The organism is Enterobacter cloacae complex sp. 2022EL-00981 (assembly GCF_028737495.1).
In the GTDB taxonomy this organism is placed as follows: Bacteria; Pseudomonadota; Gammaproteobacteria; order Enterobacterales; family Enterobacteriaceae; genus Enterobacter; species Enterobacter cloacae.
Map to the genome: position 1 here is coordinate 42159 of NZ_JAQZRK010000011.1, position 20147 is coordinate 62305.

Genomic DNA, 20147 nt, shown 5'->3' on the forward strand with positions numbered 1-20147 from the left:
TGATAACAACAACGACCGGAAGGTGAATGCCCCGGGATTATCGATCTTCGTCACAGAATAACTTTACCGTTTCAGCACCTTTTGCACTATTGCCACAATGCTGATTGTGCAAAGTAACGTAATACCTTTTTGTACAAGGAAATTATCATGCTCCACCCGCGAGCCAGAACCATGCTGTTGCTGGCAATCCCGGCCTTAATTATTGGTATTGTCTCAAGCCTGGTGCTTATCGTCGTGATGAAAGTCGCCTCGGTGCTGCAAACGATGTTATGGACGGCGCTTCCGGCTCAGGTGGGTATCAGCGTTGATTCGCCGGCGTGGATCATAATGATGCTGACCCTGACGGGGGTTGCGGTGGGTCTGGTGATCCGCTTTAGCCCAGGGCACGCCGGGCCTGATCCGGCGCTGGAACCGCTGATTGGTGCCCCGGTCGCTCCTGCAGCGCTGCCAGGACTTATTATCGCGTTGATTATCGGTCTGGCGGGCGGCGTTAGCCTGGGGCCGGAACACCCGATCATGGCGGTCAACATCGGTCTGGCGGTGTATCTCGGCTCACGCATTTTACCCCGCGTCGGGGCCCTGGACTGGACGATTCTGGCATCGGCCGGCACCATTGGCGCGCTCTTCGGCACGCCGGTCGCGGCCGCGCTGATTTTCTCGCAGACGCTTTCCAGCAATAACGACGTGCCGCTCTGGGATAAACTCTTTGCGCCACTGATGGCCGCCGCGGCCGGTGCGCTCACCACCAGTCTGTTTTTCAATCCACACTTCTCGCTCTCCCTTCCCCACTACGGCCAGATGCAGATAGCCGATATCTTCAGCGGTGCGGTTGTAGTCGCTATTGCCATTGCGCTGGGGATGATCGCCGTATGGTGTCTGCCGCGTCTGCACCGGCTGGTGCATAAGCTCAAACATCCGGTGCTTATCCTCGGGGTCGGCGGATTGATCCTCGGCATTTTAGGGGCCATCGGCGGTAAGGTAACGCTGTTTAAAGGTCTGGATGAGATGCAACAGCTGGCCTTCAGTCAGGTGTTTAGCGTGTCCGATTATTTGCTGTTTGCGCTCATAAAGCTGGCTGCGCTGGTGGTGGCGGCAGCGTGCGGCTTCCGTGGCGGACGGATCTTCCCGGCGGTCTTTGTTGGCGTCGCGTTGGGGCTGATGCTGCATGAACATGTGGATGCGGTTCCGGCGGCGATTACCGTCTCTTGCTCTATTCTGGGGCTGGTATTGGTGGTGACACGTGATGCCTGGCTGAGCCTGTTTATGGCCGCGGTGGTGGTTCCGGATACTACTCTCATCCCGTTACTTTGCATCGTGATGTTGCCCGCCTGGCTCCTGCTGGCGGGCAAACCGATGATGATGGCCTGGCGTAACGACAAGTGATCAGGCGTTGTTACGCGCTTCCAGCGCTTTGGTAATCGCCCCCAGCAGCGGTGGGATATCCGCTTTGGGTAGCATCACTTCAATCAGTGATAGTCGCTCGCGGTGTGCCACTTTTTCGAGCACCTCCGCCAGCTGTTCCGCTTCACTGACCCGCCAGCACTGTGCCTGAGGATCCAGGCTCAGTGCCTGCGGAATTTGCGTCCAGTTCCATAAGGCAATGTCGTTATAGCGCTGTTCCGGTCCATGAATGGCCCTTTCTACGGTGTACCCTTCATTGTTGAGCACCAGGATAATGGGGTGCTGTTTATCACGCAGCATCGAGCCCAGTTCCTGAATGGTCAACTGCGCGGCGCCATCCCCCGTGAGCACAATGACGCGCCGGTCTGGACAGGCGGTTTGGGCACCATACGCCGCGGCCAGGGTGTAGCCAATGGAGCCCCACAGCGGCTGGACGATAAAATTCACATCTGCCGGCAGACGCAAATCGATCGCACCAAAGGCTGACGTCCCCTGGTCGGCAAGAATAATGTCACCCGGGCGAATAAAGGTTTGCAGGGTGCTCCAGAAATTCTCCTGAGTGAGCGAGCCCTCGGATTGCGGGAAGGCGATACCGCTGTGAGAGACTGGCGCCAGGGTATCGTGGACATACTGTTTGCAGAGAGCCACCAGCGTCTCGATCGCGTCAGACATAGGGATACCGGTAAACCAGACATCCCCCACCCGTGCGGCATGGGGCTGCACTTCTATCGTTTGCGCCTGCGTCAGCTGATGGGTAAACCCCGCCGTCAGGGTATCGGTAAAACGCGTGCCAATGCACAGTACCGTATCCGCCCCTTCGATGGCCTCTTTTACCGCCCCGACGCTTGCCGAACCACTGTACGTGCCATAAAAACCGGGCTGGCGTTCGTCAAAAATGCCCTTGCCCATCAGCATGGTGGCGTGGGCAATGGGCACCTCTTTCACCCACTTCTGCAGGGCATGTTTCATGCCGTGGCGCAGGACCAGGAAATCGGCCAACAGCGCGGTACGCTTGCTTGTTTTCAGCCTGCTCTCGGCGGCGTCTCGGAACGCTTTCAGGCAGGCGTTATCGGCATGCGCGGTCTTAAACGTGAGAGCGTTTACAGGCGGCGTGGCTGATTTTTTAGCCACATCAGCAGGCAGCATCAGGTAGCCTGGACGTCGCTCCCGCAGCATGGTTGTTAATACTCTGTCGATTTCGTAGCAGGCGTTTTGTTCGGTCAGGATCGCCTGCGCGACCGTGATCGGTTCACTCATATGATAGAAGTGGCGGAACTCACCATCACCCAGCGTGTGGTGCAGCAGCTCACCTTTTTGCTGTGAGGCCATGCCCGGTGCCCCCACAATGTGTAACACCGGAACATGCTCGGCAAAGCTGCCGGCCATGCCGTTCATGGCACTTAATTCCCCTACGCCAAATGTTGTCAGCAGCGCGGCAAAGCCCTTACATCGGGCATATCCGTCAGCGGCATAAGATGCGTTTAGCTCATTGGCACAGCCCACCCAACAGATATCCGGGCTGTCGATGACATGATCGAGAAACTGCAGGTTATAGTCGCCCGGCACGCCAAACAGATGATCGGCACCACAATCTGTAAGACGGTCCAGCAGGTAATCGGCGACGCAGTATGGGGTTCGCATAACAGGTGTCCTTCTGACGTTGACCTCACTTTGAGTATTAAATAAGCGTGATGGCTGTCCAGAAATGGCAGAAAGAAGAGTATGGAAAGAATGCTTTACAAAAAAGGCTGCGCTATGCTCTGTTTTTCGCATCAGTGTAAACGCATACACTGTTCTTACTTTTTAGCGCCAGAGGTCATGAGAATGCACTATCAGCCAGATAAAAACCGTTATCAGACAATGCTGTATCGTCGCTGTGGGCAAAGTGGCGTTAAATTACCCGCCGTCTCTCTTGGGCTCTGGCACAACTTCGGTGACGCCACGCTTATCGAAAACAGCCGTCAACTTTTACAGCGCGCGTTTGATCTTGGTATTACACACTTCGACCTTGCCAATAACTATGGTCCGCCTCCCGGTTCTGCCGAACGCAATTTCGGCCGCATTTTGCAGGAAGATTTTCTGCCGTGGCGCGATGAGCTGATCATCTCGACGAAAGCGGGCTATACCATGTGGGACGGCCCTTACGGTGACTGGGGATCGCGCAAATATCTCATCGCAAGCCTGAATCAAAGTCTGAAACGTATGGGGCTGGAGTATGTTGATATCTTCTATCACCACCGTCCTGACCCGGAAACGCCGCTGCAGGAGACAATGAAAGCGCTTGACCATCTGGTGCGTCAGGGAAAAGCCCTGTATGTCGGTTTGTCCAATTACCCGGCCGAGCTTGCACGGCAGGCTATCGACATACTCCATGACCTCGGCACGCCGTGTCTGATCCATCAGCCGAAATATTCAATGTTTGAACGTGCGCCGGAAGCGGGCTTGCTGGACGTTTTGCAGGAAAAAGGTGTCGGCTGCATTCCATTCTCGCCGCTGGCGGGTGGTCAACTGACCGATCGTTATCTGAACGGCATTCCGGCGGACTCCCGCGCCGCGAGCGGGAGTAAGTTCCTGAACCCGGATCAGATAACCCAGGAGAAACTGGAAAAAGTCAAAAAGTTGAACGCGCTGGCAGAAAGCCGGGGACAGAAGCTGTCTCAGATGGCGCTGGCCTGGATTTTGCGCCACGAGGCGGTAACTTCCGTACTGATTGGCGCCAGTAAAACCGGGCAAATAGACGATGCAGTGGGCATGCTGGAGAACCGCCATTTCACGGCGGAAGAGCTTGCCACCATTGACGGGATCCTGAATAGCTCAAAATAAATCCTGTTTTAGCAAAAAGTGCTATCACGTCTGAATTCGGAGTTGAGGCGATGAAACGAGGCTTTCCCAACTCGTAAAATTGCGTTAACAGGCCCCCTAAGGCCCCGATCGTGAAGGAGAAGAGTATGTTCAGGTCACTGATTCTTGCAGCGGTATTACTGGCTTCGGCCCCGCTGGTCGCCACTGCTGGCGAAATCACCCTGTTGCCATCAGTAAAATTACAAATTGGCGATCGTGACGACTACGGCAGATACTGGGACGGTGGCTACTGGCGCGACCGTGACTACTGGCACCGTCACTATGATTGGCGCGGCGACCGCTGGTGGAAACATGATAATGGTTTGCACCGCGGCTGGTACAAAAACAACGCCTACGAGCGTGGTTATCGCGAAGGCTGGAACGACCGTGATGACCGCCGTGGCGGCTGGGATCGCGGCGGTAAAGGTCGCGGTGGACATGGTCACGGCCACGGTCGTCACTAATCTAAAAAAGGAGCCTCCCGGCTCCTTTTTCTTTTATAACCCCAATGCCGTGCCTATCAGTAACCACAGGTTCAGCGCCACTACCACAACCACGATGACCCATCCGGTCCGTTTCACCAGCGTGGTGTTAACCAGTTCGCCCATCAGATGTTTGTTGCTGGTAAAGATCAGCAGCGGCACCAGCGCAAGTGCGATCCCGAAGCTCAGCAGCACCTGGCTCATGACCAGAATGCGTGTTGGGTCCAGCCCCATCAGGATCACCACAAATGACGGCAACATTGTGACGGTGCGACGTACCCACAGCGGTATATGGAAGCGGACGAACCCCTGCATGACCACCTGCCCGGCCAGTGTTCCCACCACCGTAGAGGAGAGACCTGCCGCCACCAGGCTTAAGCCAAATATGGTCGCAGCCGCATGGCTCAGTAACGGCTCCAGCGTCAGATAGGCCTGATCGAGATCGGCAATGCCGGTGTGACCGTTAAAGTGGAACGCTGCGGCAGCGGTTGCCATCATCGCCAGATTCACAAAACCGGCAATCGTCATGGCGATAGCCACATCCCATTTGGTTGCCGAATAGCGTTCTTTGCGCGTCCCCCCGTGCAGGTGCTGGGTTAACGAGGAGTGAAGGTAAATCACATGTGGCATGATGGTCGCCCCCAGCACCCCGGCGGCGAGGAACACCGCTTCAGAGGTAGGCAGGCTTGGGATTACCATCCCTTTACCGAGCTGCGCCAGGTTAGGCTGCGAGAAAATCAGTTCGACAATATAGGCCGCAGCGACAAACAGCAACAGGCCGCCGATGACTTTTTCCAGCGGTTTTTGCCCCCGACGCTGCAGCATCAGAATAAGGAAGGTGGCAATGCCGGTAAGCACCGCCCCCTGCAGCAGTGATACGCCGAGGATCAGCTTGAAACCAATTGCCGCACCAATGAATTCGGCAAGATCGGTTGCCATCGCAATGATTTCCGCCTGGATCCAGTACAACCATACCGCCGGGCGCGGGTAATGATCGCGGATCTGTTCCGCCAGGTTTTTACCGGTGGCAATACCCAGTTTCGCGGAAAGCATCTGAATCAGCATAGCCATCAGGTTAGCCCAGACAACCACCCACAGAAGCTTATAGCCAAAGCTGGCCCCGGCCTGAATATTGGTCGCAAAATTGCCTGGATCGATATAGCCAATGGCAGCGATGAACGCAGGTCCCATTAATGCGAACCGCAACTTGCGCGCTGCTCTGCCACTGCTACCCTCTACGCGACTGTTTGTCATTTCTGCCTCTGAAATATAGCCTTTGCTATGTTTAACGCTATCAAAATGAGAATGATTATCAAGATCATTTGTAACGGTTGCAGTGATTTCTCTGATAGCTTTGAACGATAGACAGGCGGGTAAGCGGGGGCGCTCTAACAGAAACCGAAATCGCGCGCTCTTTTGTGAAGACTAGCACACAAACTTAACTTTTCACTCATTTACCTAACATAACAAAAATGTATTGTGGATCACTATTTTTGAGACTCGTCACAGGATGTAACTATAGTGTGTCCTTGATCTCGTTTTCTTTTCGGTTGTTACATAGAATGTGCACGAAAATTAAACCTGCCTCATATTTGGAGCAAATATGGACCGCGTCCTTCACTTTGTCCTGGCACTCGTTGTCGTTACTGCGCTTGCGTTGCTGGTCAGCCATGACCGTAAAAAAATCCGCATTCGCTTTGTTGTTCAGCTTCTCGTTATTGAAGTTTTGCTCGCGTGGTTCTTCCTGAACTCCAACGTGGGGCTTGGCTTCGTAAAAGGCTTCTCCGAAATGTTCGAAAAACTGCTCGGATTCGCCAACGAAGGGACGAACTTTGTCTTCGGTAAAATGAACGACGAAGGGCTGGCATTCTTCTTCCTGAAAGTACTTTGCCCAATCGTCTTCATCTCTGCGCTGATTGGTATTCTGCAACACATCCGTGTTCTGCCGATTGTGATCCGTGCCATTGGTACCGTACTGTCCAAAGTTAACGGTATGGGTAAGCTGGAATCATTCAACGCCGTCAGCTCCCTGATTCTGGGCCAGTCAGAGAACTTTATCGCGTATAAAGATATTCTCGGCAAGATGTCCCGTAACCGTATGTACACCATGGCCGCAACAGCAATGTCCACCGTTTCCATGTCTATCGTGGGCGCGTATATGACCATGCTGGAACCAAAATATGTGGTTGCTGCTCTGGTGCTGAATATGTTCAGTACCTTTATCGTGCTGTCACTGATCAACCCATACCGTGTTGAGGAAGGCGAAGAGAACCTGCAGATGGCAAATCTGCACGAAGGTCAGAGCTTCTTCGAAATGCTGGGTGAATATATTCTGGCGGGCTTTAAAGTGGCGATTATCGTTGCCGCGATGCTGATCGGCTTCATCGCCCTGATCTCTGCCCTGAACGCCCTGTTCGCCGCGGTTCTGGGCATCTCCTTCCAGGGCATCCTGGGCTACATCTTCTATCCTGTTGCCTGGGTGATGGGTGTCCCTGCTCACGAAGCGCTGCAGGTTGGTAGTATCATGGCGACCAAACTGGTTTCTAACGAATTCGTTGCAATGATGGATCTGCAGAAAATCGCCAGCACGCTCTCTCCACGTGCGGAAGGCATCCTGTCCGTGTTCCTGGTTTCCTTCGCGAACTTCTCGTCCATCGGTATCATCGCCGGTGCGATTAAAGGTCTGAACGAAGAACAGGGTAACGTTGTTTCTCGCTTCGGTCTGAAACTGGTTTACGGCTCAACGCTGGTGAGCGTACTGTCAGCGTCTATCGCAGCACTGGTACTGTAACCCGTCACGTTATATGAGAACCGGGAGCCTTGCTCCCGGTTTTTTTTATGCCTGCAGTGCGTCAAGCGGCGTCGGTTTGCCTATCAGGTATCCCTGCAGGTAATCCACACCAAAGCGCAGCAGCATGTCACGTTGCGCCGGTGTCTCCACATATTCAGCCACCACACACAGTGATTTGGTTTTTGCCAGATTACAAATCGACTGCACAATCATCGCGTCCATGTCGTCGGTACAGATATCTTTAACAAAGCAGCCATCTATTTTAATGATATCCGCCTGAAGGCGTCTGAGTCGTTCGTAGTTGGCATAGCCGGTACCAAAATCATCAATCGCGATACGGAACCCACGATCCCGCAGCTGCTGAAGGTTTTTGATACTGCTGCCAGAGTTCGAGAAGGCCTGCTCTTCCGTGATCTCAAGGACAACGTCCTGCGGCGCGATACCATAGTGTTCGAACAACGCGCTAATCTCGGTAGCCACCTCTTTTTGCATCAGCGTCAGAGGCATCAGATTGACAGAAAAGCGAGTGCCACCCTGCGACGCAGGATGATCGCGCAACCACAACAGCAGTTTTTCCAGCACGCACATATCAAAGCGGTGGCTCAGGTTAAACTGGGCAATCAGCGGGATGAAGCGGTCAGGCGTGATAATCTCACCCTCGCTTTCCATGCGCGCCAGTATTTCGTAATAACCGCTGCCGTCCGCTTTCTGGATTGGTTGGGCATATAAATGAAACTGACCGGCATCCAGGGCATGTTTGATACGCGCTAACATCAGCACCCGTTCTGTGGTTTGCCCCGACGCGGCCTCCAGGCTATTGGTGAGCGCGAGTACGTTATGCGCTCCGCATGACTGCTCGGCCAGCCAGCTCAGTTGGCCCAGCGTATGGTGCAAGTTCTCGCCGTTTTCGACCATTCCCCAGGAAGCGCCAAACTCGATATCCAGCCCCGTGTTATTCCAGTAAATTTTTCGGCTGTTTAATTGATCGACCATATGCTGCAGCCGTTCAGCGGTTTCAGGCCCCAGCAATACAATGACCAGCTCGCTGCCTGGCAACTGGAAGAGCTTCTCATCTTTCTGCAACAGCGGCTGCAGGGAGGTGGTTACCCTACGTTTGCAATGCACCCGCATGAGAATGCCGTAGTGGCGACTTAAAAATTCCAGGTTGTCCATCCGCAGGCAGCAGATTTTTGCATCCGGGTGAACCTGAAGAAACTCTTCCAGCGCCCGAATATTCGGTAAACCGGTCAGCGGGTCGGTCAGCGCCCTGTCCTGCCAGTCCTGCTTCAACCAGTTGCTTCGCTGGTAGAGCCGCGACATGTAAAGCAGACAGATAGCGAAAGAGATCAGCACAGACAGGATAAAGGAGAGTGAATGCCCAGATTCGACGCCATTAAGGAAGTTGTAGTTATAGGTCAACAGCAGCAGAGCGGATGCCGCCCACAGTAAAGAGATGAGCGCATAGCTGAGGCGACTGATGCCTAGCGTAAAGAGAATAAAAATGACTGGCATTAAATAGCCAGCAATAACCGGTGACTCAAATGGCGCACATAACACGGCAAGGGTGAAAATTAAAAAAGCCAGCCAGATGAATACATACAAAGATTTTTTATGAAAAAACACTGGCTTCACGCTCCGCAGCCAGAAGGTTCTGACATAGCGGGGATTAATTATCATTCTTAATGGATAATAGAACATCATGGTGAAAATCAACGCTGCGCATATCAAGCTTTGAATATCAACGATGTTATAAATTACGGTGCCTTCGCCAAAGAATGTTGAGATAGTCACGGGAAAATCAAATAAAAAGCCAGCCAGATACATCAACCCTTTAATGCCTATCGGCACCATAAAGCCCAGCCAGAATATACGTTGCCCAATGTGTTTGTTCGGCACGCAGTGACGCCAGCGCTTGCCCAGCACAAGGCGCAGGACGCCACAGGCAGCAAAAACAGAAAACGTCTGACAGATCAATAATACTAAATATTGTAGTGGTGCTAAATTAATATTGTAGATGTTAGCAATAGTGAAACTTAAAAGAATGGGAATGATTGCCCGACGCCCAAATAACAAAATCACGGCCAGCATAACGCTTAACGGCAGCCATGCCAGATAAACATCATGACCATTTACTATAGCGCGTGGAGAGATATAACGGGAAAAGGGCACCGTAATCAAACACAGCGCCAGAGCAATCATAAATATCTTTACATTATTGTAAGTTTTTCTATTCATTAAGTTGGATAATCTGTTTTACCATGCAAATTATTGGCCGGACGGATAATAGGTTTATTAATTGCTCGAATCAAGTTGAAGTCCATTTATAGACTCGTTTATTGATTTGGATTGAGGCGAGGTATAGGAACGCTGCTAATTTGGCAACAAAAGAGGGTGAAGGTCGTTACAAAGACATAAAAAAACCCCCGTCTTTCGACGAGGGTTCAAATTTTGGTGGAGCTAAGCGGGATCGAACCGCTGACCTCTTGCATGCCATGCAAGCGCTCTCCCAGCTGAGCTATAGCCCCACATGTTACTTTACTTACCCTACTCTGTTGGGTTCAGAGTTTGGTGGAGCTAAGCGGGATCGAACCGCTGACCTCTTGCATGCCATGCAAGCGCTCTCCCAGCTGAGCTATAGCCCCATCGTAAAGCTGTCATGTTGACGGGCGGCATAATATGAATTCCGCTGCGGAGTGTCAACGGCAAAATCATTCACTGCCGTTCAATCGCCGAAAAATCATGCAAATGAACCACTTTGCGAGCCGCCTCGCAGTCAGGAGTTAAGCCTGTCACGTTTTCACCTAAAACGGTGCTATAAAATGAACCGTTAATTGACCCCACAAATATTCAGGAAATTGTATGATCAAGGAACGAATGACGCCAGAAGAGTTAGCCCTCCTCACTGGCTATAGCCGCCAGACCATCAATAAATGGGTACGCAAAGAGGGTTGGATTACATCGCCAAAACCGGGAGTTCAGGGCGGGAAAGCGCGCCTGGTACATGTGAACGAGAAAGTGCGTGACTTTATCCGCAGCGCGCGCCGGGCAACGGAAACCGCAGATATGCCGGAAAATGCGTTGCAAAACGGTTCTCTGCACACATTACTTCTGACGCTGGCGAATGAAATGACGCCGGAAGAGCAAAAGCAGATGACATCGCTGTTACTGCGGGAAGGGATTACCGGATTGTTGCAACGTTTAGGGATTCGCGACCATAACTGATATGAAAAGATTACGCAGCAAAATGACCACGGAAGAGCTGGCGAACAGCCTGGGTGTTGCCCGGCAAACCGTTAACCGCTGGATTCGTCAGCAGGGCTGGAAAACCGAAGGGATCAATGGCGTGAAAGGGGGACGAGCGCGGCTGATCCATATTGATACTCGGGTGAAGGAGCATATCATGAACCTCCCGGCCATTCGCAACCGTCAGGCGGTTTACCACCTGGCAGAAGCAACGATGCCCTATGGCGATCCTGCGTCGTCGAATCTGCTCGTGCAGATTGTCGACACGCTTGAAAACATGACGCAGCTGGAACAGGAACGACTGCACGTGTTGCTAAAACGCGAAGGCATCAGCGGTTTTCTTACGCGCCTGGGTATTGCTGAATTACACGCATAAAAAAACGGCAGGTTACCCTGCCGTTTTTGCTTCTCAGGCTGTTTTACTGCTGGTTTTCACGTTCAGCAATAAATCCCAGAGCCTTGTTAATGCGCGCCACGCTGCGAGACTTACCGATCGCGTGAACGGTAACATCCAGCGCCGGAGACTGACCCGCACCGGTCACCGCTACGCGCAGTGGCATACCTACTTTACCCATACCGACTTCCAGTTCGTCAGCGGTAGCCTGAATCGCATGATGCACATTCTCTGCGGTCCACTCAGTGAGGGCCGCCAGTTTGTCACGTACCACTTCCAGCGGCTGACGCGCAACAGGACGCAGATGTTTCTTCGCGGCATCCGCATCGAACTCATCAAACTCTTCATAGAAATAGCGGCAGCTTTCGGCGATCTCTTTCAGCGTCTTGCAACGCTCGCCGAGCAGTTTCACCAGGTCCGCCAGCTCAGGGCCAGTACGGGTATCAATATTGGCCTGCTCAATGTGCCACTGCAGGTAAGTCGCCACATATTCCGGCGGCATGGTATTGATGTAGTGGTGGTTCAGCCACAGCAGCTTGTCAGTGTTGAACGCACTGGCGGATTTGCTCACAGAGTTCAGAGAGAACAGATCGATCATCTCTTCGCGGCTGAAAATTTCCTGATCGCCATGAGCCCAGCCCAGACGCACCAGGTAGTTCAGCAGCGCTTCCGGCAGATAGCCGTCGTCGCGATACTGCATAACGCTGACCGCACCGTGACGTTTAGACAGCTTTTTACCGTCGTCACCGTTGATCATTGAAACGTGCGCATAGACCGGAACAGGGGCATTTAACGCTTTCAGGATGTTGATCTGGCGCGGGGTGTTATTGATATGGTCTTCGCCACGGATAACGTGGGTGATTTCCATGTCCCAGTCGTCAACCACCACGCAGAAGTTATAGGTTGGAGAACCGTCGGTACGGCGGATGATCAGATCGTCCAGCTCCTGGTTGCTGAATTCGATTGGGCCACGGATCTGGTCGTCAAAAATAACAGAGCCGTCCTGTGGGTTAGCAAAACGCACCACGCAAGGTTCATCAGCGGCATGCTCGCTGTGGTCATGGCGGCAGCGGCCGTCGTAACGCGGCTTTTCGCCGTTCGCCATCTGCTCTTCACGTAGCGCATCCAGGCGCTCTTTAGAGCAATAGCATTTGTATGCCGTACCCGCGACCAGCATCTCGTCAATTACCGCGTTATAACGGTCAAAACGTTTGGTCTGGAAGTAAGGACCTTCATCCCACTGCAGATTCAGCCAGTTCATCCCATCCATAATGGCTTCAATTGCTTCCGGCGTGGAGCGCTCGAGATCGGTGTCTTCAATACGCAGCACGAACTCACCTTTGTTGTGGCGTGCAAAAAGCCAGGAATAGAGAGCAGTACGTGCACCACCGACGTGCAGGTAGCCTGTCGGGCTGGGCGCGAAGCGAGTTTTGATTTTCATGAAATGGCCTTACGTTATTAAGATGCCGGCAATCGGCAAATCCTGGGGAAAAAACGATGGGCAATATTCTATCACTGTGCGGCGATTCCTCAATGTCGATCCCTTTATCGTGACCGAGTTTGCTGTTTTTGTTTAGAAATCATGCGCCACAGCCCATTTCACGATCGTTTTGTTTAATTTTACGACGAACGAATAAAAACTTTAGAAAATGCGTTGACTCATTTTCAACTCTCCCTATAATGCGACTCCACACAGCGGGGGTGATTAGCTCAGTTGGTAGAGCATCTCCTTTACACGGAGGGGGTCGGCGGTTCGAGCCCGTCATCACCCACCATCTACTTCACGTAGACTCGCAGTGTAGATAAGAATTGAGATTGGGCGATTAGCTCAGTTGGTAGAGCATCTCCTTTACACGGAGGGGGTCGGCGGTTCGAGCCCGTCATCGCCCACCATTCTCACCTTATCGCAGCAGTTCCGAAATGGGCGATTAGCTCAGTTGGTAGAGCATCTCCTTTACACGGAGGGGGTCGGCGGTTCGAGCCCGTCATCGCCCACCATTTCGGGTCGTTAGCTCAGTTGGTAGAGCAGTTGACTTTTAATCAATTGGTCGCAGGTTCGAATCCTGCACGACCCACCAATGTAAAAAAGCGCCCTAAAGGCGCTTTTTTGCTATCTGCGATATGGACGGTTCGAATCTTTTGCACAGAAACTTCCTGTAGCCGCTCCAGCCAGCCTAACGCCCTGCCAGATATAGCAGTTTTCCTCAAGCTCCCACCATCGGTGCCGATATCTCTGTTTTATGGTAAGAGGAAAGACTATGACGACCATTCAGACATCAACCCACCCTATTCAAACCAGTAACAGTGGTGGGAGTGCTTCCAGTGGCAACGATATTGCTGCCCAAATCAGCCGCATTACGGAGCAAATCACCAAACTGACTCAACAGCTAAAAGAGCTGCCAGAGAGTGCCGGCAGCCCGGAAGAGAAGAAAAAACAGCAGGAGCTCATTCAGGCACAGCTTAAAGTGCTGCAGACACAGCTTGCACAACTATTGCGCCAGCAGGCGGAAGAGGCCCAGAAGAAACAAGATCAGAAGCAGGGCAAAGTGGAAGGCGTAAACAGCCCATCAGATGTCAATCAGATCGATATTTACATCTAATCATCTGCAGCATTAAACAGTGGGTCGCGTATGCGGGCTTCGGTTAACCGTTGCGCCTGGATACGCACCACTTCCCAGATAGCCTGTGCCGCCCCCGAAAGAGAACGATTTTTTCGTCGAACCAGCATCAGCTTTCTGTCAACCACCGGGGTCAACCGTCTTACAGCCAGCCGGCTCCCCTGTGGCAACGGCAGCGCCAGGGCAGGCAATACGCTGATCCCAATGCCTGCCTCAACCATAGGAAACAGCGTAGCCGGGTGACCAATCTCCTGCACGATGGTTGCTTTTACCCCCTGAGCATTCAGCGCGGAGTCAATCAATGGACGGCTGCCCGATGCATAATCCTGTAATACCAGTTTCGCGCCCTGCAGCGTCTGCCAACTGACATGAGGCAGCATTGCCAGCGGATCGTCGTCCCGACAGAGCAGCAAAAAAGGCTCAGAAAGCACAATCTCACACTCCAGGTCACTCACCTGGCCGGGATCGATGACGATGCCAAAATCCACATCTCCCTGGCGGATGCTCTCCAGCACCCACTGTTGCGGCCTGTCGTGCAGCACAAAATCGATATCCGGATAGCGCTGGTTACCCTCAGCAATACACTGCGGAATAAGATGCGCCGAAATCGTCTGGCTTGCTGCCACCCGTACGGTGCCAGAAAGCTGCTGCCCCAGTCTCCCGACATCCCTGAGCGTGCTGTTCAGTTCATCCAGTAACCGCTCCAGTCGCAGTGCCAGCTGCTGTCCGGCTTCGGTTAATACCACTTCACGCGTGGTGCGGTCGAGTAGACGCACACCTGTCTGGAGTTCCAGTTCTTTCACACTGTGGCTGACGGCCGACTGGCTCAGGCCAATGATCTCCCCTGCCCGGCTGAAGCTGCGGGCATGGGCCACGGTGACAAAAACGCGAAGCTGACGTAAGGAATAATTCATCTGTTTAATTCATGAATAGATGCAATAAATCAATTTTATTTCTCAAAGGGAACAAAGCACAATAGCGACATCTGTTTTCAGGAGTCATTATGAAACTATTTCGTATTCTTGATCCGTTTACACTTACCCTGGTCGTCACCGTTTTACTGGCCTCCTTCTTCCCCGCGCGCGGCGGTTTTGTGCCATTCTTTGAAGGACTCACTACCGCGGCCATCGCGCTGCTGTTCTTTATGCACGGCGCCAAACTCTCCCGCGAAGCCATTATCGCAGGGGGAAGCCACTGGCGACTCCACCTGTGGGTCATGTGCAGCACCTTTATTCTTTTCCCAATACTCGGCGTGCTGTTTGCGTGGTGGGCTCCGGTCAATGTTGACCCGGCGCTCTATACCGGTTTCCTCTACCTCTGTATTTTGCCAGCCACCGTCCAGTCCGCGATTGCCTTTACTTCGCTGGCAGGCGGCAACGTCGCGGCCGCTGTCTGCTCGGCATCGGCATCAAGCCTGTTAGGGATTTTCGTCTCGCCGCTGCTGGTTGGCCTGCTGATGAATATGCACGGTGCAGGCGGTAATCTGGAGCAGGTCGGGAAGATCTGTCTGCAGCTGCTTCTGCCATTTGTCCTTGGTCATCTTTCTCGTCCGTGGACGGGGGCGTTTGTGGCGAAGCACAAGAAATGGATCTCAAAAACCGATCAGACGTCGATCCTGCTGGTGGTTTACTCCGCCTTCAGCGAAGCCGTGGTGAATGGTATCTGGCATAAGGTGGGCGCAGGCTCGCTGCTGTTTATCGTGGTGGTCAGTATCGTCCTGCTGGCGATTGTCATTGCGGTAAACGTCTTTGTGGCACGCAAATGTGGCTTCAACAAAGCAGACGAAATCACCATTGTGTTCTGCGGCTCGAAGAAAAGCCTGGCAAACGGCATCCCGATGGCCAACATTCTGTTCCCGACCTCGGTGATTGGGATGATGGTACTGCCGCTGATGATTTTCCATCAGATCCAGCTGATGGTCTGTGCAGTACTGGCGCGTCGTTATAAACGTCAGACGGAAAAACTGGCGCAGGAAGAGACCCGCGCCGCGAAGGCTTAAGGACGTTTCAGGGGCTGAACCAGCTGGGTCAGCCCCTCGGTTTTAATCAATAGCGTGATGGCCATCAGCTCGCCCAGTCGTCCCGCCGGGAATTCATCCTTTCGGGCAAACCACAGAAGGTACTCTTCCGGCAAATCAATCAGCCTGCGGCCCTTATATTTACCGAACGGCATCTCTGTATTGGCGATCTCGACGAGCTGCTCTTTTTCCACGTTACTCTCCCAGCAGACGCATCATTTCTGCTTCATCGATTACCTCAATCCCGAGCTCCTGCGCTTTTGCAAGCTTAGAACCGGCGGCTTCCCCGGCGATCACCAGATCCGTTTTCTTCGACACGCTGCCCGCCACTTTTGCCCCCAGCGCCACCAGACGCGCCTTCGCATCATCCCGTGAAAGCTGGCTGAGACTGCCGGTCAGTACTACCGTTTTACCGGCAAACGGGCTGTCGATCTCTTCGGCATTGACGACGACCGGCGCAGGCCATTTAATGCCCTGCTCCAGCAGTTTGCCGATGACGTCGCGGTTACTCTCTTCGGCAAAGAAGTTAAAGACGTGCGTGGCCACCACAATGCCGACATCAGGCACTTTTTGCAGCTCCTCGATGCTCGCTTTCTCCAGCGCGTCCAGCGTGCCAAAGTACGCCGCCAGACCTGCTGCGGTGGCTTCACCCACCTCACGAATACCAAGCGCATAGAGGAAACGGGCAAACGTGGTCTCTTTGGCGGCTTCCAGCGCATTCACTACATTCTGAGCCGACTTCGGCCCCATGCGGTCAAGACCGGTCAGCTTACCCGCCGTCAGTTTGAAAAGATCCGCAGGCGTATGGACATACTCTTTCTCAACCAGCTGGTCGATAATTTTGTCGCCCATGCCGTCAACGTCCATTGCCCGTCGGGAAACGAAGTGCTTGAGTGACTCTTTACGCTGCGCACCACAGATTAATCCCCCGGTACAGCGAGCCACCGCTTCGCCTTCCACACGCTCTACGTCTGAGCCACATACCGGGCAATGCGTCGGAAACACGATGGCGCGCGTATCATCAGGGCGTTCTGACTGAACCACGTTGACGACCTGCGGGATCACATCTCCCGCCCGGCGAATCACCACTTTGTCACCAATACGCAGGCCAAGACGATCGATTTCATCCGCGTTATGCAGCGTGGCGTTGCTCACCAGCACACCGGCCACGTGCACCGGCTCCAGACGCGCAACCGGCGTGATGGCTCCGGTACGGCCCACCTGGAACTCCACATCGCGAACAAAGGTCATCTGCTCCTGGGCCGGGAATTTAAACGCCACAGCCCAGCGCGGTGCTCGCGCCACAAAGCCTAGCTGCTCCTGAAGCGCAAGCGAGTTAACCTTGATCACCACACCATCGATATCAAAACCGAGCGTCGGGCGGTCTTCTTCAACCTTGCGATAAAACGCAAGAACCGCCTCCGGTGAGTCGCAAAGCTGCACGCGGTTGCTGACCGGCAAGCCCCACGCTTTAAACTGCAGCAAACGCCCGAGGTGGGTGTCCGGCAGCTCCCCTCCTTCCAGAATACCGACGCCATAGCAGAAGAAAGTAAGCGGTCGCTTCGCGGTAATACGCGGGTCCAGCTGGCGTAAAGAGCCTGCCGCCGCGTTGCGCGGGTTCGCAAACACCTTCCCACCGGTGCGACGCGCCTCTTCGTTGATTTTCTCGAAACCCGCCTGCGGCAGGAAAACTTCACCGCGCACTTCCAGACGAGCAGGAATATTGTCGCCGTGCAACTTCAGCGGGATCGCGCGGATGGTACGCACGTTGGTGGTGATGTCTTCCCCGGTGGTGCCATCACCGCGCGTTGCGGCACGGACCAGCACGCCGTTTTCGTAGAGGATGCTGACGGCCAGGCCATCCAGCTTCAGCTCACAGCACCAGGTCAGGGCGTCGCTGCTTTTGAGTCGATCCTGCACACGCTTATTAAAGGCGAGAAAGCTCTCTTCATCGAAGACGTTATCCAGAGAGAGCATCGGCACTTCATGACGTACCTGGCTGAACGCACCTAGCGGTTCAGCGCCGACACGTTGGGTTGGCGAGTCCGGGGTGATCAACTCCGGGTGCTGCGCCTCTAAATCGCGCAGTTCACGCATCAGGCGATCGTACTCCGCATCCGGCACTTCCGGTGCGTCCATCACATGATAAAGATATTCATGATGGCGAAGCGTGGTTCGCAGTTCAGTGATTTGTTGTTCGATTGAGTCCATATCGCACCATCAATGAGAAAAAACCCCCGACAGGCGGGGGTTGAGGAGGAGTTGAAGAAAACGCGTCGATTACGCGTTGGCTTCCTTAACTTCGCGGATGCGGTCCTGATACTCGCGCAGTTTCTGCGGCGTCATCATGCGACGCTGGTCGTCGAGTACCACACCACCCACTTCGTCAGCGATGTGCTGAGCGGACTGCAGCATCAGCTTAAAGTTTTGCAGTTCGTCACCGTAAGATGGAACCTGCATAAAGATCGTCACGCCCGGCGTTACGAAATCGCCCGTCATTTCAGGGTCGAAGGTACCAGGGTTAACCATGTTGGCCAGGCTAAACAACGCCGGGCCGCTACCGTCCGGGCTCAGGTGGCGATGGAAAATATTCATGTCGCCAAACTTGAAGCCAGCCTGTTGAATACTGTTAAGCAGCACGTCACCGTTCAGATGGCTGCCGTGATGTGCGGCCACGTTCATGATGATCACCGCTTCTTTACGCTGCGGTTTTTCAACAACCGGTTCTGGCTCTACAACGGGCTCTGGCTCAACCTGCGGTGCCGGGGCTGGCTGTGGTGCAGGCTGCGCCTGAACAGGCTGTTGCGGCGGTTGCTGTACCGGCTGAGCAGGCTGCGGTTGTACAGACTGCTGCACGGGTTGCTGTGGAACCGGCTGCGGCGCAGCTGGCTGCTGTTGAACAGGCTGCTGCGGCGGCTGACGCACCGGCTCTTCCACAGGCTGCGGCGCAGGCTGGCGCGGCTGTGCAGAAGCATACGGCGGTTGATACTGGTGCTGCGCAGTACGGGGGGCTTCATGCTCCCCATGAGCCGCGCCGGGCGCAGTATTGACCCGATGAACACGAACTTCACCCACGCCGTCGTCATCACGATCGTCGATGTCATATTCACTGTCATCGTCGTCACGACTGGACTTCATGCGCTTCAGTGGGCGATCGCGAAACATAGAAGAACGCTCTTTACGGCTGGTCCAGAAACCATGTACCAGTAAAGCGATTATGGCGATCGCGCCAACAATGATTAATATCAGACGCAAATCCTGCATCATTATATTCTCTGTTGTTCTAACACCTTGCCACCACGGCAAACATTTACTCACTAAGAGTATTTGCCGTTTACGTCAAGTGCAAGTGTGTGCAGAGCATTCACAGCATAAAGATGAACTAAATCGTGCTTTTTGCTGTTTTTTCGAACATTTCCGAACTGGTCATTGGTCCGTAACTGGATAATATAGGCGGGCAATTCCACTGGTTGTGAAAAAAGGAGTACAGCCTGGTTATGGTTTCAACATCATCTTCTCCCCCACGCAGCGGCGTCTGGTATTTTTCTCAGGGCTGGAAACTGGTCTCCCTGCCGGGTATTCGACGTTTCGTCATTCTGCCCTTGCTGATCAACATTATTCTTATGGGCGGCGCCTTCTGGTGGCTTTTCACGAAGCTTGAAAGCTGGGTCCCGGCCATGATGAGTTATGTACCTGACTGGCTGCAGTGGCTGAGCTATCTGCTGTGGCCACTCGCGGTGATTTCTGTGCTGTTGGTGTTCGGCTATTTCTTCTCAACGATTGCCAACTGGATTGCGGCGCCGTTTAACGGCCTGCTGGCGGAACAGCTCGAAGCGCGTCTGACCGGTGCCACACCACCGGACACGGGCGTACTGGGGATCATGAAAGATATTCCGCGCATCATGAAGCGCGAATGGCAAAAATTCGCCTGGTATCTCCCCCGTGCAATTGTACTGCTTCTCCTTTATCTGGTGCCCGGTATCGGCCAGACGGTGGCACCTGTGCTGTGGTTCCTGTTCAGCGCCTGGATGCTGGCTATTCAGTACTGTGACTACCCGTTTGATAACCACAAGGTGCCCTTCAAAGAGATGCGAACCGCTCTGCGTACGCAGAAAGTGGCCAATATGCAGTTTGGCGCGCTTACCAGCCTGTTCACCTTGATCCCCTTCCTTAATCTTTTCATCATGCCCGTTGCGGTGTGCGGCGCAACGGCAATGTGGGTCGACTGCTACCGTGCTAAGCACGCGTTATGGAAGTAATGCAAAAATGTGTAAACAAGGGATGGCTTATGCTATCCCTTATTCCATACTGATCCCCATTATTTCCTTGCAGTATATAGATATGCGAATTCCTTACTTCC

17 protein-coding genes and 6 tRNA genes are annotated in these 20147 nt (G+C 53.6%); 13 read left to right on the top strand and 10 right to left on the bottom strand.

Going from position 1 to position 20147, the window contains the following annotated elements; genetic code table 11:
* The first annotated feature begins 147 nt into the window (after positions 1-147).
* Positions 148-1383, top strand: a complete 1236-nt coding sequence (locus PUZ33_RS11610) for an ion channel protein (protein WP_029881751.1) — start codon at positions 148-150, stop codon at positions 1381-1383.
* Here PUZ33_RS11610 and ipdC read toward each other — a convergent pair whose 3' ends face one another.
* Positions 1384-3042 (bottom strand): indolepyruvate decarboxylase, encoded by a 1659-nt coding sequence (gene ipdC / locus PUZ33_RS11615; RefSeq protein WP_058680695.1) that lies wholly within the window; start codon positions 3040-3042, stop codon positions 1384-1386.
* 183 nt (positions 3043-3225) lie between these two features.
* Here ipdC and mgrA point away from each other — a divergent pair, with 183 nt between their 5' ends.
* Complete coding sequence (gene mgrA, locus PUZ33_RS11620; protein WP_023619795.1) at positions 3226-4224, top strand: L-glyceraldehyde 3-phosphate reductase; 999 nt, start codon at positions 3226-3228, stop codon at positions 4222-4224.
* A gap of 125 nt (positions 4225-4349) precedes the next feature.
* Positions 4350-4706: a DUF2502 domain-containing protein gene (locus tag PUZ33_RS11625; protein ID WP_058680694.1), complete on the top strand. Its 357-nt coding sequence runs from the start codon at positions 4350-4352 to the stop codon at positions 4704-4706.
* A 33-nt stretch (positions 4707-4739) separates the two neighbouring features.
* Here the strand turns inward: PUZ33_RS11625 and PUZ33_RS11630 are convergent, their stop codons facing one another.
* A complete protein-coding gene (locus tag PUZ33_RS11630) occupies positions 4740-5978 on the bottom strand; it encodes an Nramp family divalent metal transporter (protein WP_038984362.1) in 1239 nt (412 codons plus the stop codon).
* 349 nt (positions 5979-6327) lie between these two features.
* Here PUZ33_RS11630 and PUZ33_RS11635 point away from each other — a divergent pair, with 349 nt between their 5' ends.
* Positions 6328-7515, top strand: a complete 1188-nt coding sequence (locus PUZ33_RS11635) for a NupC/NupG family nucleoside CNT transporter (protein WP_013098187.1) — start codon at positions 6328-6330, stop codon at positions 7513-7515.
* A gap of 45 nt (positions 7516-7560) precedes the next feature.
* Here PUZ33_RS11635 and PUZ33_RS11640 read toward each other — a convergent pair whose 3' ends face one another.
* From PUZ33_RS11640 to PUZ33_RS11650, 3 genes are all read right to left on the bottom strand, one after another.
* The gene (locus PUZ33_RS11640; protein WP_038984360.1) at positions 7561-9750 is read right to left on the bottom strand and encodes an EAL domain-containing protein; all 2190 of its coding nucleotides are present in this window, start codon (positions 9748-9750) and stop codon (positions 7561-7563) included.
* Positions 9751-9964: 214 nt separating this feature from the next.
* Positions 9965-10040 (bottom strand) — tRNA-Ala (locus PUZ33_RS11645).
* A 41-nt stretch (positions 10041-10081) separates the two neighbouring features.
* Positions 10082-10157, bottom strand: a tRNA-Ala gene (locus PUZ33_RS11650).
* Between the two features lie 217 nt (positions 10158-10374).
* Here PUZ33_RS11650 and PUZ33_RS11655 point away from each other — a divergent pair.
* Together PUZ33_RS11655 and PUZ33_RS11660 are read left to right on the top strand one after the other, a co-directional pair.
* A complete protein-coding gene (locus tag PUZ33_RS11655) occupies positions 10375-10737 on the top strand; it encodes a YfeC-like transcriptional regulator (RefSeq protein WP_020690601.1) in 363 nt (120 codons plus the stop codon).
* 1 nt (position 10738) lies between these two features.
* The gene (locus PUZ33_RS11660) at positions 10739-11134 is read left to right on the top strand and encodes a YfeC-like transcriptional regulator (RefSeq protein WP_038984358.1); all 396 of its coding nucleotides are present in this window, start codon (positions 10739-10741) and stop codon (positions 11132-11134) included.
* A 43-nt stretch (positions 11135-11177) separates the two neighbouring features.
* Here PUZ33_RS11660 and gltX read toward each other — a convergent pair whose 3' ends face one another.
* Complete coding sequence (gene gltX / locus PUZ33_RS11665; RefSeq protein ID WP_038420306.1) at positions 11178-12593, bottom strand: glutamate--tRNA ligase; 1416 nt, start codon at positions 12591-12593, stop codon at positions 11178-11180.
* A 258-nt stretch (positions 12594-12851) separates the two neighbouring features.
* On the opposite strand from gltX, the gene PUZ33_RS11670 reads away from it, so the two are divergent.
* From PUZ33_RS11670 to PUZ33_RS11690, 5 genes are all read left to right on the top strand, one after another.
* Positions 12852-12927 (top strand) — tRNA-Val (locus PUZ33_RS11670).
* Between the two features lie 42 nt (positions 12928-12969).
* A tRNA-Val gene (locus PUZ33_RS11675) sits at positions 12970-13045 on the top strand.
* A 29-nt stretch (positions 13046-13074) separates the two neighbouring features.
* Positions 13075-13150: transfer RNA gene (locus tag PUZ33_RS11680), tRNA-Val, on the top strand.
* 4 nt (positions 13151-13154) lie between these two features.
* Positions 13155-13230 (top strand) — tRNA-Lys (locus PUZ33_RS11685).
* Between the two features lie 180 nt (positions 13231-13410).
* The gene (locus PUZ33_RS11690) at positions 13411-13752 is read left to right on the top strand and encodes a FlxA-like family protein (RefSeq protein ID WP_020689959.1); all 342 of its coding nucleotides are present in this window, start codon (positions 13411-13413) and stop codon (positions 13750-13752) included.
* On the opposite strand, the gene PUZ33_RS11695 is transcribed toward PUZ33_RS11690, so the two are convergent.
* Entirely contained in the window at positions 13749-14684 is a 936-nt protein-coding gene (locus tag PUZ33_RS11695; protein ID WP_013098193.1) for a LysR family transcriptional regulator, read from the bottom strand. The genes PUZ33_RS11690 and PUZ33_RS11695 overlap by 4 nt on opposite strands.
* Before the next feature lie 89 nt (positions 14685-14773).
* Between PUZ33_RS11695 and PUZ33_RS11700 the strand changes: the two genes are divergently transcribed.
* The gene (locus tag PUZ33_RS11700) at positions 14774-15769 is read left to right on the top strand and encodes a bile acid:sodium symporter family protein (protein ID WP_029883927.1); all 996 of its coding nucleotides are present in this window, start codon (positions 14774-14776) and stop codon (positions 15767-15769) included.
* Here the strand turns inward: PUZ33_RS11700 and PUZ33_RS11705 are convergent.
* The 3 genes from PUZ33_RS11705 to zipA form a co-directional block, all read right to left on the bottom strand.
* Positions 15766-15981 carry a DUF3820 family protein gene (locus PUZ33_RS11705; RefSeq protein WP_003861328.1) on the bottom strand — a complete coding sequence of 72 codons (216 nt, stop codon included), beginning with the start codon at positions 15979-15981 and terminating at the stop codon, positions 15766-15768. The two genes, PUZ33_RS11700 and PUZ33_RS11705, sit on opposite strands and share 4 nt — an antisense overlap.
* A 1-nt stretch (position 15982) precedes the next feature.
* Positions 15983-17998: an NAD-dependent DNA ligase LigA gene (ligA, locus tag PUZ33_RS11710; RefSeq protein WP_013098195.1), complete on the bottom strand. Its 2016-nt coding sequence runs from the start codon at positions 17996-17998 to the stop codon at positions 15983-15985.
* Between the two features lie 69 nt (positions 17999-18067).
* Positions 18068-19054, bottom strand: a complete 987-nt coding sequence (gene zipA / locus PUZ33_RS11715; protein WP_013098196.1) for a cell division protein ZipA — start codon at positions 19052-19054, stop codon at positions 18068-18070.
* 230 nt (positions 19055-19284) lie between these two features.
* Between zipA and cysZ the strand changes: the two genes are divergently transcribed.
* On the top strand, positions 19285-20046 hold the full coding sequence (gene cysZ, locus PUZ33_RS11720; protein WP_013098197.1) for a sulfate transporter CysZ: 762 nt from the start codon (positions 19285-19287) through the stop codon (positions 20044-20046).
* Positions 20047-20147 lie beyond the last annotated feature (101 nt).